At 42.6% G+C, this 16,292-nt stretch carries 14 protein-coding genes; 10 read left to right on the top strand and 4 right to left on the bottom strand.

Annotated features, from left to right (window positions below; genetic code table 11):
- Positions 1-145: 145 nt before the first annotated feature.
- Positions 146-547 carry a hypothetical protein gene (locus LEP1GSC058_RS19615; protein WP_016551398.1) on the bottom strand — a complete coding sequence of 134 codons (402 nt, stop codon included), beginning with the start codon at positions 545-547 and terminating at the stop codon, positions 146-148.
- A 453-nt stretch (positions 548-1,000) separates the two neighbouring features.
- Between LEP1GSC058_RS19615 and LEP1GSC058_RS19610 the strand changes: the two genes are divergently transcribed.
- The 10 genes from LEP1GSC058_RS19610 to LEP1GSC058_RS19550 all read left to right on the top strand — a co-directional run bounded on the left by LEP1GSC058_RS19610 (position 1,001) and on the right by LEP1GSC058_RS19550 (position 13,653).
- A complete protein-coding gene (locus LEP1GSC058_RS19610) occupies positions 1,001-1,411 on the top strand; it encodes a LexA family protein (RefSeq protein WP_039948908.1) in 411 nt (136 codons plus the stop codon).
- Between the two features lie 488 nt (positions 1,412-1,899).
- Entirely contained in the window at positions 1,900-2,814 is a 915-nt protein-coding gene (locus LEP1GSC058_RS19600; RefSeq protein ID WP_016551479.1) for a histidine kinase N-terminal 7TM domain-containing protein, read from the top strand.
- Between the two features lie 280 nt (positions 2,815-3,094).
- Positions 3,095-4,114 carry an AraC family transcriptional regulator gene (locus LEP1GSC058_RS19595; protein WP_232224755.1) on the top strand — a complete coding sequence of 340 codons (1,020 nt, stop codon included), beginning with the start codon at positions 3,095-3,097 and terminating at the stop codon, positions 4,112-4,114.
- Positions 4,115-4,227: 113 nt separating this feature from the next.
- Positions 4,228-5,070, top strand: coding sequence for a sterol desaturase family protein (locus tag LEP1GSC058_RS19590; protein WP_016551405.1), 843 nt, complete (start codon positions 4,228-4,230; stop codon positions 5,068-5,070).
- 476 nt (positions 5,071-5,546) lie between these two features.
- Positions 5,547-6,668, top strand: coding sequence for a sensor histidine kinase (locus tag LEP1GSC058_RS19580; protein WP_039948916.1), 1,122 nt, complete (start codon positions 5,547-5,549; stop codon positions 6,666-6,668).
- Between the two features lie 15 nt (positions 6,669-6,683).
- A complete protein-coding gene (locus LEP1GSC058_RS19575; RefSeq protein ID WP_016551430.1) occupies positions 6,684-7,568 on the top strand; it encodes a helix-turn-helix domain-containing protein in 885 nt (294 codons plus the stop codon).
- A gap of 95 nt (positions 7,569-7,663) precedes the next feature.
- On the top strand, positions 7,664-8,107 hold the full coding sequence (locus LEP1GSC058_RS19570; protein WP_016551419.1) for a DoxX family protein: 444 nt from the start codon (positions 7,664-7,666) through the stop codon (positions 8,105-8,107).
- Positions 8,108-8,366: 259 nt separating this feature from the next.
- A complete protein-coding gene (locus LEP1GSC058_RS19565) occupies positions 8,367-8,729 on the top strand; it encodes a hypothetical protein (RefSeq protein ID WP_232224754.1) in 363 nt (120 codons plus the stop codon).
- Between the two features lie 333 nt (positions 8,730-9,062).
- Positions 9,063-10,061, top strand: a complete 999-nt coding sequence (locus LEP1GSC058_RS19560) for an efflux RND transporter periplasmic adaptor subunit (RefSeq protein WP_016551402.1) — start codon at positions 9,063-9,065, stop codon at positions 10,059-10,061.
- A gap of 265 nt (positions 10,062-10,326) precedes the next feature.
- Positions 10,327-13,653: an efflux RND transporter permease subunit gene (locus LEP1GSC058_RS19550; protein ID WP_016551462.1), complete on the top strand. Its 3,327-nt coding sequence runs from the start codon at positions 10,327-10,329 to the stop codon at positions 13,651-13,653.
- Positions 13,654-13,834: 181 nt separating this feature from the next.
- Here the strand turns inward: LEP1GSC058_RS19550 and LEP1GSC058_RS19545 are convergent, their stop codons facing one another.
- The 3 genes from LEP1GSC058_RS19545 to LEP1GSC058_RS19530 form a co-directional block, all read right to left on the bottom strand.
- The gene (locus LEP1GSC058_RS19545; RefSeq protein WP_016551407.1) at positions 13,835-14,638 is read right to left on the bottom strand and encodes an SDR family oxidoreductase; all 804 of its coding nucleotides are present in this window, start codon (positions 14,636-14,638) and stop codon (positions 13,835-13,837) included.
- A 96-nt stretch (positions 14,639-14,734) separates the two neighbouring features.
- Positions 14,735-15,046 (bottom strand): hypothetical protein, encoded by a 312-nt coding sequence (locus LEP1GSC058_RS19540; protein WP_016551447.1) that lies wholly within the window; start codon positions 15,044-15,046, stop codon positions 14,735-14,737.
- A gap of 210 nt (positions 15,047-15,256) precedes the next feature.
- Positions 15,257-16,249 carry a catalase family protein gene (locus LEP1GSC058_RS19530; RefSeq protein WP_016551453.1) on the bottom strand — a complete coding sequence of 331 codons (993 nt, stop codon included), beginning with the start codon at positions 16,247-16,249 and terminating at the stop codon, positions 15,257-15,259.
- Positions 16,250-16,292 lie beyond the last annotated feature (43 nt).

The following is a 16,292-nucleotide window of genomic DNA, read 5'->3' as shown; positions in this document are numbered from 1 at the left end:
TAAACTTTCTCTAATGGATCATTTTGACCGCGACATCGGATAGTTCGATTCTTCGAGCAAAAGTCATTAGGGACTTTTTAAGTCAACGCAGAATAGCCGGTTCTCCCTGCTCCAAGCATTCCGAAGGTAGAGGGTTAATCGGAAACTATTGTGATTTTTGATCCACGATGACAGTCAAATAACCTAAGCCGCTTGCTTTATACTGTAACGAAGTGTTCGTTACTCGCCACTGAGCCGAAATAGTGACTTTTCCTCCTCGGGAAACAATATCGCTTGTTGCGGATAGGAAAGGGTAAAACATAATCTGGCCATTACCGACCCATTCAAGTTCACTCAAAACTGTTCCTCCATCTTGGACAAGCCGAATGGCGATTAATGCGCCGGAAGGCGGCGGTCCATGAAGTTTGATCATCGGAAGAGTTAATGTAACGTTAAACGCATCCACTAACTCCATTCCTTTAAAAACCAACGGCGTCAGTTGCGGGATATCGGCCCATTGCGTAGGAAGTACTGCGTTTAAGTCGGCTGATTTATAATATATCGCCATTTTGCCCTCACAAATAATATCTGAAATTGAACCTAAAAAAGGTGCTTAAATGTAGCAGGATCGTTCAATATCGTCAATCCGTAGAACTACGTAGCTCTATTATCCGCGATTCGTACTTCTACCGACGGTTCCGAAAGAATTTTATTTATTCTACGTTTAAGGCGATTTCGGTTAGGCAAGACGCGTATCTATTTAATGAATAAATAAAGTATTTACGGTACTTTACCTCGAACAAATCTTTCAATCCCAAACGAATTCGCTCGTTCATTTAATCTAATGGGTTAAGATGTTGCACAGATCTTTCGATTTGGAAACTCCGCGCGACCGGTTTCCATCCTGAGATGATAAGCGACATATCTTCTTCGTTTTTGAGGACCTCCCACCGGATTTATTTCGAAATTTCCCGCGAAAATCTCTTGAAAAGGGGAAAAACAGCTATATATATGTTTACTTATGATAAATATAGTCTATTCGGAAGGAAATTGTTGGATACCTGTGCTAAAAACGGTTCTTTATGCGGGATATCCTGCGGACGGTCCGAACGATCCGGAAAGTCAACTCGATTTGTTGAGTTTTTCGGAATCAGATGTCGGAAGAAAAATCTTCGCGACAGTGAAAGGGGACGCTTGGGTAGACTTTGGAATTCGAGACAGGGATCGACTCTTGATCGATCGTTATAAAGAAGCAAAGGATGGCTCCATTGTCATTGTATATAGTAAAGGAGAATATCTTCTTAAGGTAGTCTCAAAAATTGCAGATCAAATTTTTATAAACGGACCGGAGGAAAACTCCTCTCGCATTTCTTTAGAGCTCAGCGGGGTCAGGGTTTTGGGCGTCGTGACGGGAGTCATTCATTGGGTATGAGTTTGCGGACTCAGGTTATTATTGGTACGATCGATCTATTAAATGTTATTCGGTCTTGGAGCCTTCTCTTTAAGTCGAGCGAGGACGGGAAAACTATTCTGCATTCTCTTATTTTAAACGGAATCCGACTAGTTCTTATTATTAGAAATATGTATTCGATTAAAAAGATTACGTTCAACTCGTTAACCGAGGAGAAGATCGAGCTTCCATCCGGTCTTCAAATACATATTGATAAATTATTCCGATTTTAGGATCGTATTGTTGAAATTTTAAGTCGCCGTTTAATGTTTCAGTTCGGGATTGTAAATTCGATTCATATGTAAAAAATTATTTAGTTGACCGAGTTCTTTTATCAAACTCCCTTTTCACTTAATGCTTATTGAAAGTGTTGTTCAAGAATGTTGCAATTCGGATCGTAACTTGAACGTGCATTTTTGAGCGTTCAAGTTCCATAATTAATTTTATTCGGATGCTCCTTGGAGTTAATATTGGCGCTCTTAACTTTTATTCTTTTAACTCTCTCCGCCTTCTACTTTTATAAATGGTCGGAAAGAAATTACCTAAGTTTGGCGTTTTCACTCATGACATTTTCGATGGGGCTATGGTCTGCTCTATTGGTTCTAAGCGAAATCCCGTTTCCTCTATCTGCGCGAATCCTGATCGTGAATTTAATCCCGATACCTCCGCTGTTTATTCCGATTTTATTGACCTACGTAATTTTCAATTATACTAAACCTTATGCGTTGGTGTTCCCTCCAACGCTATTGATGCTGGTTCATGTGATAGCGATCCTATTTTTTTCTTGGTTGGCGTTAGAAGGATCGGTTAGCCCATTTCGGATGGCCGGAACGGAAAGAGTTTTCGATCCGGGATCGTTTTATTATCCGTCGTGCGCTTACATTTATGCGTCCATACTTATCTGCGCGGGAATCCTGCTACGGAATATTTTCATAGGCGATTATTTTGTAAGACTTCATTCCATTTATTTATTTACCGGAGTGGTTTTAGGAGGAGGGGTCTCCTCCATCTTCGTAGTCGTTTTGCCTCTGTTCGGTATATCCTTAACTTCGATGGCCGTTTTAGGCGTTATTGTTTTTCTATGGTTCGCTTGGATTCCGGTCACTAAATATCGATTATTTAATATTGAATTAACTGATTTTAAACAAGATTTTCGAAATCCACGCCTATCGTCCGCGATTATTTCCATAAATCGATTCCTGTTGAACAAAATGGACCCGAAAGCTTTCAAAGAAATTTGCGATCAATTTGAAATAAAGAGGCAAGAGGAAATATTCGCCTTACAATCAGAAATGCTGATTGAATCCGTTTATATGAAGAAGGGCGGCATCGCCGATCATGTTAAAGAGTATTCGAAAAAAGTGATCAATATCTTTTTCCGTTGAATTGTTCTCCTTGGCGAATTTTAAGATGATCGGCGACCTTTGACTTTCATTCCCAACAGAGACGGAATGGTGGATTGAAATCTTTGAGTTTTCCGATTTCTCGAAGGGCCGCCTTTTCGATTGGCGTTTGAAGTCGGATTTGGTTTCAAACGCCGGTTTTCCTAGTTTTTTGAAGCGGGATATCCAGGATTTTAAAATCGTCCGGTAATTCTTTGGTTGAAAATCCTGGTGCGGTATTTTAATCGATACAATGCCCGATTTGCTGACAGATATCGCTTTTTTGAAGACAGTCTCTGTTGCACAGTTGTGCTTTCTGATCCTGAATTTTCTGGCTAGACTTAAGGGATCGCTTCAGGGAATTTTAGGAAGTCTATTCTGCGCTAGTTTAATCGCTTATTTTATCTGTCCTCTATTGGATCATAGAGAATTAAATCCGATTCTATTTTATTCGATTCACATCGGTTGTTTTTCGGTAACTACTTTTTTCTATCTGTTCGTTTCGAGTTTGTTTTCGGATACCTTTCGTTTGAAACTTTGGCACGGGGCGCTCTTTATTTTTATTAATTCGTTTTGCTTTTATATTTTCGTAGCGTCCGATATCAGGAACGATTCTTCTCAGGTTTCACAAATCCTTTTTAGTCTACCTCAACTTTTCTATCTTGGGATCGTCCTATTCACGCTCGCGCAGGTCTTGAAAGATAAAAATATAGATTTAATGGAATCCAGGCGGGAATTCAGAGTAATCTTCGTTTGGATCGCCGGCATATATTGTATCTTTGTCATACTCATGGAGGTTATCACCAAAAACCAAAGTTATTCCGCGGTTTTTGATTTTGTGAATTCATTTTTTATTGCGATACTCGTTTTCTTTTTTTCTTATAAACTATTCGATTTTAGAGAGAATATCTTTCTCATACCGAAAAACCAGCCGTTTGAAGAGGAGATTGATGAAAGCCTTCTGGAGAAATTGATTCTTTTAATGGATCGGGAACGAATTTTTCTGCAGGAAAATCTGACTATTTTGAATCTTTCACGGAAGCTGAGCGCTCCTGAAAAGAAGGTTAGAAGATTAATCAATAAAGGATTAGGTTACAGAAATTTCAACGAATTCTTAAACCATTATAGAATTCAGGAAGCCGCAAAAATTCTAATCGATCCTGCAAAACAGGACGCACAAGTGCTAAGAATCGCTATGGACTTGGGTTACGGATCCCTTGCACCTTTCAATCGAGCGTTTAAGGAAAGGATGGGAATTACTCCGTCCGATTTTAGAAAACGAAAAGCAGCGAAAAAAGTCTGATCGAATCCGGATTCGATCTCCCTTTTCCCGAATTCGATAGGAACTGCGAAGCGAAATAGATTCTAATCCTAGCAAATTCCCGATCTTTATCCGGAATTTGCTAGGACACCATTATGAACGAACCAATTCAATTTTTTCAAAGAGTTTCGGAAGTACTTCCGTACGTACCAAGAATATTCCTGATAGATTTTCTGAGATATTTCGTATTTGCTGGTATTGCTTTCTTCGTTTTCTATGTCTGGAAACATCCTTTTCGGAGTAGAAAAATTCAAACTAGACAAGCGCAACCGGCCCAGTTTAAAAAAGAGTTTTTGTATTCCGTATCTTCAGTTCTCGTCTACACTATGGTCACCTTCGTTGTCTTGGTCTTGAGAAAATATGGATATTTTAAATTTTATAATAATATAGAAGAACATGGATGGGGCTATCTTCTATTCAGCGTAATTCTAATTTTGACGATTCAAGATTTTTACTTTTATTGGACCCATCGATTGATGCATACTCGTTTGTTTTTTAAGGTCTTTCATAAGGTTCATCATGAATCGGTTACGCCTTCCCCTTGGACTGCATACTCATTCAGCCCGTGGGAGGCGCTCGTACACGCAATGATCATGCCGATTGTAGTTTCCTTATTCCCGGTTCATACACTTGCTCTTTTGCTCTTTATGACATTCCAAATCATCAGGAATGTATTGGGCCATAGCGGTTATGAGATATTTCCTAGTTGGATAATATCCAACAGGATTTTGAAATACGTGAATACTAATACCAATCACGATATGCACCATCAATATTTTAAATTCAATTTCGGACTATATACTACTATTTGGGATTCCATCTTCGGAACGGTACATCCGGAATATGAGAAAACTTTCTTACGCGTAACCGACGATGGCGGAAACCATGCGGAGTCGGCTGCATTCGATTTGGTAACTATTGACAAGAGATCCTCTTGATCTTTCGAATTCCTCGCTTCGTAAGAACTTTTCGAAAGTTTTTCGGCTTAAGTCTCTTCGATTAACATTCGGCTAGGAAAAGGGACATTTTTACCGAAGGGGAGAACGTTCTTAAAAATGGGGAACCTACCAATTTAAAGATCGAACCTGCCTTGTTCAAAAGTCCGTATCTTTCTTCAAGAAATTTAAGAAAGATACGGAAAGGAATCTTGAGCCGGCAGTTTCCGGAAAAGTTCCTTATTCGAGCGGCAGCAGCTGCCGGAACTTTCCGAGCGGCTTTCAAAGATAAAAAATAGGTTGCGAAAACCGTTCAGATAGTTTGATGATCCGCCGATCGGCGCCGATATCGAGCATTTTCGGGTTTGCGATTTTTCGTCGGATCTCCCGCGTCTTATAAATATATTTACAAATTAGTTCCTTTTATATTAAAATACCTTTCGTTTATTTGCGCGCCCGTTCCCGAATATGTATACTGTATGCTTTTTCAAAAAATAGCGATTATTTACGAGGATAAGGATTATCTTACAAAACGAAAAGCGGTACATATACTTCTCTTCAATCTTTTTACTTTGGTTCTAAGTATCTTTGCCAGTATTCTCTATATCAGTAAGGGAGTTCGACCCGGATATCTGATCATCATTCTATCGTCGATTGCTTCGATGGTTTTGATTTTCAGAAAAAAATTCGATTCCGCAGTATATGTGAATTTGATTGCCGGTCTTTTTTCGGTCACCGCAGGATGGTTTTTCGGGGCTAAGGACGGGAATTTTATTTTTTCCATATCCACCTTGATCATCGTGTTCTTGTATCTTTCAAATATTAGAAATACTATATTAGTTTCTATTTATTGCTTTGGCCTTTTGGTGTTTAGAGGATGGTCGCCTGGGAATACCGATAAAGTCGGTCTTATTTCCTTTTCCGACACTTTAGTAATGTATTCCATATTTGCTTTGATATCGATCATGACTGTTCGGGTGATTAAGGTATATTCGGACGAAAAAGACATCCTAATCAAGGAAATTCACCATAGAGTCAGGAACAATTTGCAAATACTTTCGGGTTTAATAGAAGTTCAGAAAGCCGAGTTGGATTTGGAGGTGATGCATCATTTTACGGAAATTCAAAATAGAATTTTTGCCATCTCGAAAGTGCATAACTACGTATATAAATCGGGAAGTTATCTTAAGGTGGACTGTAAAGTCGTCTTTCAAGAGATCATCGCCAATCTAATATCGGTTTTTTCTTTTAGCGGACTTCCTCCTCGCGTCGAAGAAAAAATCCAAAACGTTAATTTATCCGTGGAAGACGCGATTCCTCTTGCGCTAATTCTGAACGAGATACTATTAAACTTCCTGCAACCTCACAAAGATTCGATTCATTCTGCGACAGTTGTTGTCGAATTAGGACAGATGGACCGCTCGTATCGTTTACGTATTTACGATTCGAGCGTAAGAGATCCGGAAACTTGGGAGGTTCATAATAGAATCGGACATACCCTGATCCAATTATTTGTCCGCCAGTTAAAGGGAAGTTTAAAGACGGATATCAGTGAGGAAGGCACTTCCGTTCAACTTGATTTTTTTAGAAATGTATCATAACATTCGAGAGAGTCGATGAGAAATCGAATAAAGATCGATCAGAGTTTAATATCAACGGTTCGATTGACCGAACTATATCGGGACTCGAATATTCCTTTCTTGCAAGTCAGTCGCTTACAAAGTTTACCTTCTAATTTTATCGAATACTTTAGCGGACATAGACACGATTACTTTGCGCTGTTCTTTTTTTTAAAAGGGATGGGCAATCATCGAATCGATTTCGTGGATTATGAGATCGCGGATAATTCGCTTTTTTTCATACGGCCGGGGCAGGTGCATTCCTGGAGATTCGATTCTCCAGTTATCGGATACGCTTTAAAATTCTCTCCGGAGTTCTATGCCAGAAATTCGGCGACGCGTTCCGCTATTTTCGGTTTCCCTTTTTTCAAATCTGTGACTTCTCGTTCCGCGATGCAAATTCGGGAACCCGGAGTGTTGGCTCGGGACTGGGATCGCTTACTCCTGGAAAGAGAGAATGGATCGGAAGAAGGAATTCTATTTACCTTAACTCAGCTTATTTTGTTAGAGGTCAAACGGGAATACGAATCCGGATGCGAAGCTTCCGATATCATCGACGAACTTATCTCCGACTTCGAGGAAATTCTGGAACAGAATTTTATTCGCGAAAGATCGACATCATTTTACGCGAGACGACTTACCGTATCCGCTTCTGCTTTAAATTCCGCCTGCAAGAAGCGACTCGGCCGAAATGCGAAGTCGATAATCAATGATAGAATCATATTGGAGATCAAACGCTTGTTGGTTCACTCCTCTAATAGTATCTCGGAGATTTCAAGAGAAGTTAATTTTTCCGATAATGCATACTTAAGTCGTTTCTTCCGCTCGCAAGCGGGAATCTCTCCGGAACGATATAGGGCAGAAAACCGAAAAGTGCAATAACTTTCGCTTTTCGTCCATTTACTTTAGCTGCCGGTCAGCTTATGATCCTCTTCATTCAGGCGACGATTTTTATTCGCCGAATTTAGGAGATAAGAATGTTCGAGATACTTTTAGCTACCGAAGCGAATCTTGCGATAACGTTTCTTAGGATAGCGTTAGGAGTCGTAATGCTGCCGCACGGTCTTCAAAAACTGTTCGGTTGGATGGGAGGATACGGTTATTCTTCGACCATCAAATTTTTTGCATCCGAAGGAATTCCTTCCCTTATCGGATTCTTGATCATAATTGCGGAATCGTTCGGAGCTCTCTCGTTGATACTCGGTTTCTTTACGAGATTCTCCGCTCTTGGAATCGGAATCGTAATGATCGGAGCCGCTATATTCCAAAGTAAAAACGGTTTTTTCATGAATTGGTTCGGTAATCAATCGGGTGAAGGATTTGAATATCATGTCTTAGCCGTAGCAATCGCAATTGCTTTAATGATTTTCGGCGGCGGATCGGTATCGATTGATCGCTTCCTTCAAGATCGATTTAAGTAACGCGATTCGAATCGTTTCGAGAATTTTAGGTAATCCATCCATACAAGCTTTGAGAAATTGGAAATATCGTGTTGATTGCCTAAATTCTTGTTATCGAAAGATCCTTCGAATATAAAGCATTGCCAAGTTTAAAACGAGAAGATATATCTTTCCGCCTAGTTTTGAATACTATAAATCAAAAATTATCCCGAAGTTGCGTACTTTTTGAAAAAGAGTTGTCTGCTTAAAGATCATTCAAAAAGTAGAAAGCGTGGGATTGGTGTGGTTAAACAGATTGCTCGTCTTTGTTTTGACGATGCTTATCGCGTTGCCGATGGAGCAGGACGGATCGATAGATCTTTCCTCCCTCGGATTCGATCGAACTGAATCTCCATTCGCGATCGGGTTTGCTACCGCCACTCATAAAAATGCTGTCCAGTCAATCTCGGGTGAAGATTCCAGGCATTTAGCTATTTCCTTTAGAAGTAGATATGACTTCATGGATTACTTCTATGAAGTTTTTGCGGAATCGGAGAGATTCAAGGTCTCGTTTTATTCGAACGAGATCTCCTTTACGACCTACTACTATGCCCGTCTGATTTCCGTTCTCTTACTCAATATACCGCCCCCGATTCATACCTAAATTTGTTTATTTAAAGCTAATATTCGGATAGGCTGGAGCTATTTTCTCCCGGGAAAAGAATCTGTAGGCCTGGGACGGCGAATGCCTTCTCGAATATATATAACGCTAAGGCTCAAGCATACCTATGCGGCGTTATCCTTGTCATGAAAATAGGTGCAAATCTCATTCATGTATAGGGGAGTCGTATTCCACCGATATATAGCATTAAAGAATTTTCATATAAACTGAGGGATCCTAATTCGAACCCGCAAGCAAAATCGGCAGGGAAACGATGCCGGTTTTTAGCCGCTACGCGCCTTGAGCGAACTCGTAGCCAGGAGTTTTGATTATAGAATGAACGTGCTTTTTAGAACTAGGGCGCGATTGATCGGATTTTTAGCAGGACTAACGTTTTTGCTAACCATCGCGATATTATTAACGCAAAAAACAAAAAACAAGTCGAATCCATTTCCGGAGAAACCCAGCGTTTCCGCCGACGGTTCGAAAATCGAATTCAAGGAGGGAAGTCCCGGTCTTGCAATGATTAAGGTCGTAGAAATCGATACGAACGGAAATTTCGTAAACATTCATGCTCCCGCAAGACTGACTGCGTCCACTACAACGTCGGTGTCGGGTGGCGACCCTCTTGTGCTATTCGAATCCTCTGAAATTAACGAATTATATCAGGGATACCTTCATTCAAAGAATACCTTGAATAAGTCGCGTAAGAATCTAGAGAGAATCCGCGATATGTTTCGGCATAAAGTCGCTAATGAAAAGGATTTAATAGAAGCAGAAACGGACGTGGAGAATGGCGCTGCCGAGCTCGCCGAGTTAGAAGGAAAGCTCCAGGATTTAGGATTAAATCCTTCGATCTTGAGTAAAGCCGGACCGAACGTGGCCTGGATTATCGGCGATGTTCCTGAATCACAACTACGTAATTTGAAAAAAGGAATCGACGTGGAATTAAAGTTCTCCTCGCTTCCGAATGAAATCTGGCGGGGCAAAGCGGAAGCGTTAGGGGATAACGTGGATCCTATCACTAGAACCGTTAGAATACGAATCACGATTACTAATATAGATCGAAAACTTAAACCCGGGATGTATGCGATCGTAAAATTTCCCGAGAGTTTAAGTTCTGCCGCGATTATCCTGCCAGCGATCGCAGTAATATCGGTGGAAGGAAGGAATTACGTGTTCGTAGAGAAAAGGTCCGGTGAGTTCGTTCGCCGGGGGATCACGGTGGGAATTTCCGACGAGGACGTCGTAAGTGTTCTCGAAGGCGTGGCAAAAGGGGAACGAGTCGTAGTCGACGGCGCGATTCTCTTGAAAGGATTAAGCTTCGGTTTCTGAAAATGTTGGAAGAATATTTTGAAAGACGCTCCTCTTCTTCGCTCCATTGCAATAGATCGCGTACGCCGAATCTCATTCGGGAAGATTTCGGTTCCAGCGTTTATAGAAAGGAAAATCAGGAACCTATCAATTACATATCTATAATTAATAGGTTAGTTTTATTTATTATCCTTTTGTCAGAGATCGGATTTATGTTTAGGAAAATAAGTCGGTTCTTATTCCGCTTAGAAAAGTTCTCGGTCGCTTATTACGAGGTTCACCTTAGATGAAAATTATCAATAGTATTATCGAAACGGCATTGAAGAATAGAATATTCACTTTGGTGGCCGGCGCCGTTGCCTTATTAATCGGAATTTGGTCGTGGATAGATATTCGTAAGGAAGCTTATTCGGACATCGCCGATACGCAAGTTCGGGTTGTCGCTAAATTTCCCGGAAAGGCGACTTTGGAAGTGGAAGAAAGGGTCACGATGCCGATCGAGAGGGTTCTCCATTCCACCCCGAACGTAATCGTGCGTCGTTCCAGAACGATTAACGGACTCGTAGTGTTTCAGTTCGTCTTCGAAGAGGGAACCGACGATTATTTTGCCAGAATGCGATTGATGGAAAAGGTTCGAGACGCGGTGATTCCGGAAGAAGTCACTCCGACGTTGGCTCCGATGAGCTCTCCGGTAGGCGAGGTATATCGATACGTAGTGGAATCGACGAGCGGCAATCATACTCCTATGGAACTTAGAAGTATTCAGGACTGGATCGTGATTCCTAAGATGCTCCAAGTTTCAGGTATTGCGGACGTGGTGACTTTCGGAGGATTACCGAAGCAGTTTCATATCGTGATGAACCCGGAAAATTTGATTCGATACCAAGCTACCGTCGCCGATGTGATCGAGGCCGTACAAAGTAATAACTTGAATACCGGTGGAAATTTTCTTCTACAGGGAGAGCAATCACTACCGATTCGGTCTCTAGGAGCGATCCGAGACATCAACCAGATCGAGGATATCGTTGTCAAAAATCTAAACGGAGTACCGGTTTTCGTAAAGAATATCGGAACCGTAGAAATCGCCCCTCCCATTCCGAGCGGGGTCTTGGGGTATACCATTCAAAACGATCAAGAAGGTTTGATCGACGTCGATTCGGCGGTTCAAGGTTTGGTCGCGATGCGTCGTTGGGTGGAGCCGAATGCTTTCTTAGAAAGAGTTCGGGCAAAGGTGAAAGAGATCAACGAGAAATACATGCCTGTCGGGACACGATTGCGTACCACTTACGATAGGGGAGATCTAGTTCAATATACGTTACGCACGGTAGGCACCACACTACTGGAGGGAATTGCCGTCGTTAGTTTGGTCGTTATCTTCTTTGTAGGAAGTATTCGAGCTTCCGTTGTCGTCGTGGCTACGATTCCGTTCGCTCTTTTATTCTCGTTTACGATGATGAATTCTTCCGGTATCTCAGCGAGTCTTCTTTCGCTCGGTGCCGTAGATTTCGGCATAGTCGTGGATAGCGCCGTCGTGATGGTAGAGAACATTATGAGGCGATACAAGAATGCAACTTTGCAGGAGAAACAAAAAGGCATTATTCGATTTACTTTCGAATGCGCTTCGGAAGTCGGAACGGAAATTCTTTTTGCGATTCTGATCATCATTTTAGCATACCTTCCTATATTTTCGTTCGAGCGAATCGAGGGCCGGCTTTTTAAGCCGATGGCTTTCACATTATCTTTTGCGATTTTCGGCGCTTTGCTTTTCACGATGACGATTGTTCCGGTCCTAATGTCCTTTTTTTATCGGAGGTATTTCGAATCTTCGAATCCGGGGCCGATCGAATGGCATAATCCGATTTATCATTGGATCGAAACCCAGTATGAAAAAATCGTCCATTATCTGGTCGATAGATCCAAACGCGTCGTTGCCATCGCATTTTCCGCCGTAACAGGACTGTTGGTAATCGGATTCATGTCACTCGGAACGGAGTTCCTGCCATCCTTGGACGAAGGCGGCTTCACTCTTCGACTTTATTTTCCCGTCGGGATCTCGTTACCTGAAGCGAAGAAGTTCATTCCGAAAGTCCGAAAAATAATTTATAAAAATGAAATGGTAGATACCATCTTATCCCAGTACGGTAGGAACGACGACGGAACGGATCCTTTACCTCCGAACCGTCTGGAAGTTTATATCGGATTAAAGGATTATAAAGCTTGGAAAGAGAAGATTACGAAGGAACAGCTCTTGCTTCGCTTAAGAAACGATCTTGAAGACGGGTTGCCCGGAGTACGAGTCAGCTTTTCACAACCGATCATGGACAATCTCTCCGAGGCGATCATGGGGACAATCGCAGACTTGGCCGTATTCGTTTCCGGGCAAGACATGAGAGTGATGCGGAATTTATCGGATCAGATTTTAAAGATCGTTTCGGAAATGAAGGGTGCGAGCGAATACGGGATCGAGCAGGAAGGCCCCGCGCCTCAACTCGTGATTCGAATTCGGAGGGATGTCGCAGCTCGATACGGCATCAATGTAAGCGATATTCAGCAAGTCATCGAAGCCGCCGTAGGGATGGAACCGATCAGTAATTTATACGAAGGCCCGATGGATGATCCGCCTAAAGAAAGAGCTCTTTACGGGATTGTGGTTCGATTTGCTAAGGATTATCGGGAATCGGCCAGGGAAATCGCGAGAATTCCCATCATTTCTCCCAGAGGAGAAAGAATTCCACTTTCCGAACTTGCGGATATTACTCAGGAAGATTCACCGACCATGATTTTCCGTCAGGACGGTAAACGAACGATTACGGTTCGCTTGAACGTGAGAGGGCGGGACCAAGGCGGTTTTGTTTCCGAACTTCAAAAAAGAGTAAAGAAAGAAGTTCATTTTCCTGACGGTTACGAAGTGAAGTACGGCGGACAGTACGAGAACTTGGCGAGGGTCGGGAAGCAATTAGCAATCGTAATTCCTTTAACGATCGGGATTATTTTCGGTTTATTGTATTTGCTGTACCGGGATCTTCGATCGGTGTTTGTGGCGCTTTCCTGTATTCCTCTTTCCCTTATCGGAGGAATCTACGCCTTATTAGCGAGAGGATATTATTTCAACGTATCTGCGGGAGTCGGGTTTATTTCCCTTTTCGGAATCGCTACGATGGCGGGTATCTTATTCGTTTCAAAGGCGAACCATTATTTGCACGATAAGACGCCAGGCGTAACGAAGATGAGCGTCCGGGAAGCCTCGGTCGCGTCGGCAGTAAGTCAGCTTCGGCCTCGTTTGATGACTATGCTTTTAGCGTTGCTAGGGTTAATTCCCGCAACGATGGCTACCGGCGTCGGTTCGGACGTTCAACGGCCCTTGGCTACGGTGATGGTGGGGGGATTGAGCTCCGCATTACTTTTGGTGTTAACCGTCATGCCGAGTTTGTATATCCTGATCATGGAAAAAAGGGAAGGAAACAATCAACATCCCGAATCGAATTCGTTTATTCTTCATCCCGAATCCTATGATGCAGAAGGCGACAGCGAAGTTGAAGAAAAGCCGACACGTAAATTAAAAGCCGGTAAACGCTCTCAACGCGGCGGAAAGAGTGATCGAGTAAGGCGTTAGCGCTTTACTTAATTTATGATAAAAGAAACTTTATCCGCAAGAATCAGATTCGGCTTATAGACGACGGCATTTCCGGATCGGAAGTGTGAACACGATTATATCGGTTGCACGGTCGGTCGTCAGGCCGGGTCCTCGATAGATATCATATTGATCCGATATCTATCTTCGAAAAATTGCCGGGTCAGGTGACTTTCGCCTTTGCAATAAAGCGAGCAAAAAGAGTCGGGAAAAATTTGTGCAGCCAAACTCCGAAATTTTCCCGCGGTCCGGCAATGATGACTTCCAGTTTTTCGCCGGCAATCGCATTCAAAATTCGTCTTGCACATTCGTTCGGATCGATTCCGTTCGATATCACATGATCCATCTTGCCCTGTTTTTTTCCGTCGCCCTTCAAAGCGTTATTGGAAATTTGCGTTTTGACAAAACCGGGATAGACTAAGGTGACTTTGATTTTTGCATCGGTATTTTCCGCCCTCAATGCTTCATAAAAACCGGTCAACGCGGCTTTGGTAGCGGAATAGCCGGTTCTCAGCGGAACCCCGAATAGGCCGGCAACGCTTGAAATCGAAGAAATCCATCCGGTGCTTCGCTCTCGCATAAGCGGGAGCACCGCAAGAGTCAGCGCTATATTGCCGAAATAATTCACGTTCATAAGAGACTCGTAGGTCTTGACCGAAGTTTCGTGAGCGAGAGATCGCTGGCTGATTCCCCCGTTATTGATCAGGACGTCGATTCGACCGAACTTCTTGATTACTTTTGACGGAAACTTATTTAAAGAATTATAATTTTCTAAATCTAACGGAAGGATCAGGCAATTGGAATCAGTCAATTTATTTTCGGTTTTGACTCTTTTGAGTTCCTTCTCTCTTCGAGCCGAAAGGACGATCTTTGCTCCTTGAGAGGAAAGTTCCTGAACGATTGCCTCCCCGATACCGGACGACGCGCCGGTGATCCAGACGACCTTATCTTTATAGAAAGAATTCATTTCTACTCCTTTGAAACGAGTGCATAAGTCTTCTCTATCCGAGTTCGGAGAAAATAGAACTATTTGGAAGCTCCGGAAGGTTCTCGCAAAATAAGATTATCGTTCTCCGGATTTGCTTAATAGCCGAGCGACCAAGTCACCTGTGCCTTCGTCGGATGAAATTCCATAACCGTCTACGAGAATTCCTCGATGGGAAGATTTGGAGGATGAAATCGCATATACGATGGCCTCGTCCGCGGGGTCGGTGCTGCCCTCAAATCGATAGAATTTATCTACTTTGAAATTTTGAGGAGAGTTAAAGATTTCACTGTCTTTCCGATGCATATTCCATAAAAGATTAAAGTCTTCGGAGTAACCTTCCGTTTTCAAGCCCGCGATTGCGTCGGAGATAGTTTCATAAAAATGCATAGGATTTCCCTTTCGATAAAGACTCGTTTTCCGAAATGCATCGCATCGTTAGGAGACGGAATCTATGACATGAAGTATCGCAATTTTAGCAGAAATAATCCTAAGTTCAACCGAAAAGACCGGCTTTCTGAAGATTTATCGAAAATCGATTTCTTTTACTCTATGCAAAATTTCGTTTATACCTGAATGTTCACGGTCGCAGAACGTTCCTTAAACGGCTCCTCTTCCTTTTTGGCTCGTTAAGTAAACGTATTTTCGAGCACGCATCACGTCTCCCAGAGGACGATGTTCCATCAGCGCTTCCCATGGATCAAAAATGGATTCTTCCACTTTTGTTTGGAATAAAATCGCTTCTTGGTCGCCGAATTCTTGCCGAGGGATCGTAAGTCGAGCAACGGTTATATAAGGAGCTTCCGATTCGGCCCAATTCTTGGAGGCGTCTTCGATCGGGGTCGTCGCCTCATCCACGAAAAACTGGACTTGAAAAGAATAAACAAGCGGCTCTTTTGCTAGGCGCGTCTTCATATCAGTACCCCAATGATTCGAGGCGTCCTTAGACGGGACTTGATTTTCCGGCGGTAAAAGACGAACGCGTACCGCATACGGGCCCCACGAGATCGGAGCTGCACTATGGAATCGTTCCGTGGCGAATCCGCTAAACGGTTTATTAAACGTAGCTGCAGCGTTTCGAATCCTTGAAAATGCTCCTAAAAACCCGTAAGTCGTAAAAAGATATTTTAGAAGTGCGCCGCCGCCTTTTGCCACTGCCGTTACTAAACCGACAAATTCGTCGCTTTTCGGCGATGAGAATGTTTCCAGATTAATGAGCAGAAAGTCCTGGGCAGTTGTATTCCCATTTTCTAACGCTCCAGGAGAATTGAGGCCGAGTACTTTAATCGCAAAACCGCGAATATCGCCCTTTGAGTCGGGCTGGATTTTCATGCTTCCGCTAGAAAGACGAATCCAGGAATCGAAAATTCCAGGTTTCGCGAAGAGTCCTTGCTTTGCATGCTCCGGCAAATTCGGGAGAACTTCTAATTTCGCCTTCATCCCTAATAATTGGTTGCGGTGTAAAGTTCTGCCTTTCCCGAACAGTTTTGAATTTTCCTGTTGAATGGACTGGAACTGTTTAGAATATCCCGTAAATCGTGCTTCTTCATCCGCCGCGATATCCTCTTTCCAATTCGTACTTGCAGGTTTCATCGATTCTCTCCCGGACAACTTGCCATATAAGGACTTAAGTCGT

Origin of the sequence: Leptospira fainei serovar Hurstbridge str. BUT 6 (assembly GCF_000306235.2) — a bacterium.
Lineage (GTDB): Bacteria > Spirochaetota > Leptospiria > Leptospirales > Leptospiraceae > Leptospira_B > Leptospira_B fainei.
The sequence above is the reverse complement of the archived record's forward strand: the minus strand, read 5'-3'. Positions and strand labels throughout refer to the sequence as shown.

Coding starts and splice junctions, on each gene's coding strand:
- LEP1GSC058_RS19560 (WP_016551402.1), top strand. CDS start 9,063: ATGAACGTGCTTTTTAGAACTAGGGCGCGATTGATCGGATTTTTAGCA.
- LEP1GSC058_RS19550 (WP_016551462.1), top strand. CDS start 10,327: ATGAAAATTATCAATAGTATTATCGAAACGGCATTGAAGAATAGAATA.
- LEP1GSC058_RS19610 (WP_039948908.1), top strand. CDS start 1,001: ATGATAAATATAGTCTATTCGGAAGGAAATTGTTGGATACCTGTGCTA.
- LEP1GSC058_RS19615 (WP_016551398.1), bottom strand. CDS start 547: ATGGCGATATATTATAAATCAGCCGACTTAAACGCAGTACTTCCTACG.
- LEP1GSC058_RS19540 (WP_016551447.1), bottom strand. CDS start 15,046: ATGCATTTTTATGAAACTATCTCCGACGCAATCGCGGGCTTGAAAACG.
- LEP1GSC058_RS19590 (WP_016551405.1), top strand. CDS start 4,228: ATGAACGAACCAATTCAATTTTTTCAAAGAGTTTCGGAAGTACTTCCG.
- LEP1GSC058_RS19545 (WP_016551407.1), bottom strand. CDS start 14,638: ATGAATTCTTTCTATAAAGATAAGGTCGTCTGGATCACCGGCGCGTCG.
- LEP1GSC058_RS19580 (WP_039948916.1), top strand. CDS start 5,547: ATGCTTTTTCAAAAAATAGCGATTATTTACGAGGATAAGGATTATCTT.
- LEP1GSC058_RS19570 (WP_016551419.1), top strand. CDS start 7,664: ATGTTCGAGATACTTTTAGCTACCGAAGCGAATCTTGCGATAACGTTT.
- LEP1GSC058_RS19530 (WP_016551453.1), bottom strand. CDS start 16,249: ATGAAACCTGCAAGTACGAATTGGAAAGAGGATATCGCGGCGGATGAA.
- LEP1GSC058_RS19575 (WP_016551430.1), top strand. CDS start 6,684: ATGAGAAATCGAATAAAGATCGATCAGAGTTTAATATCAACGGTTCGA.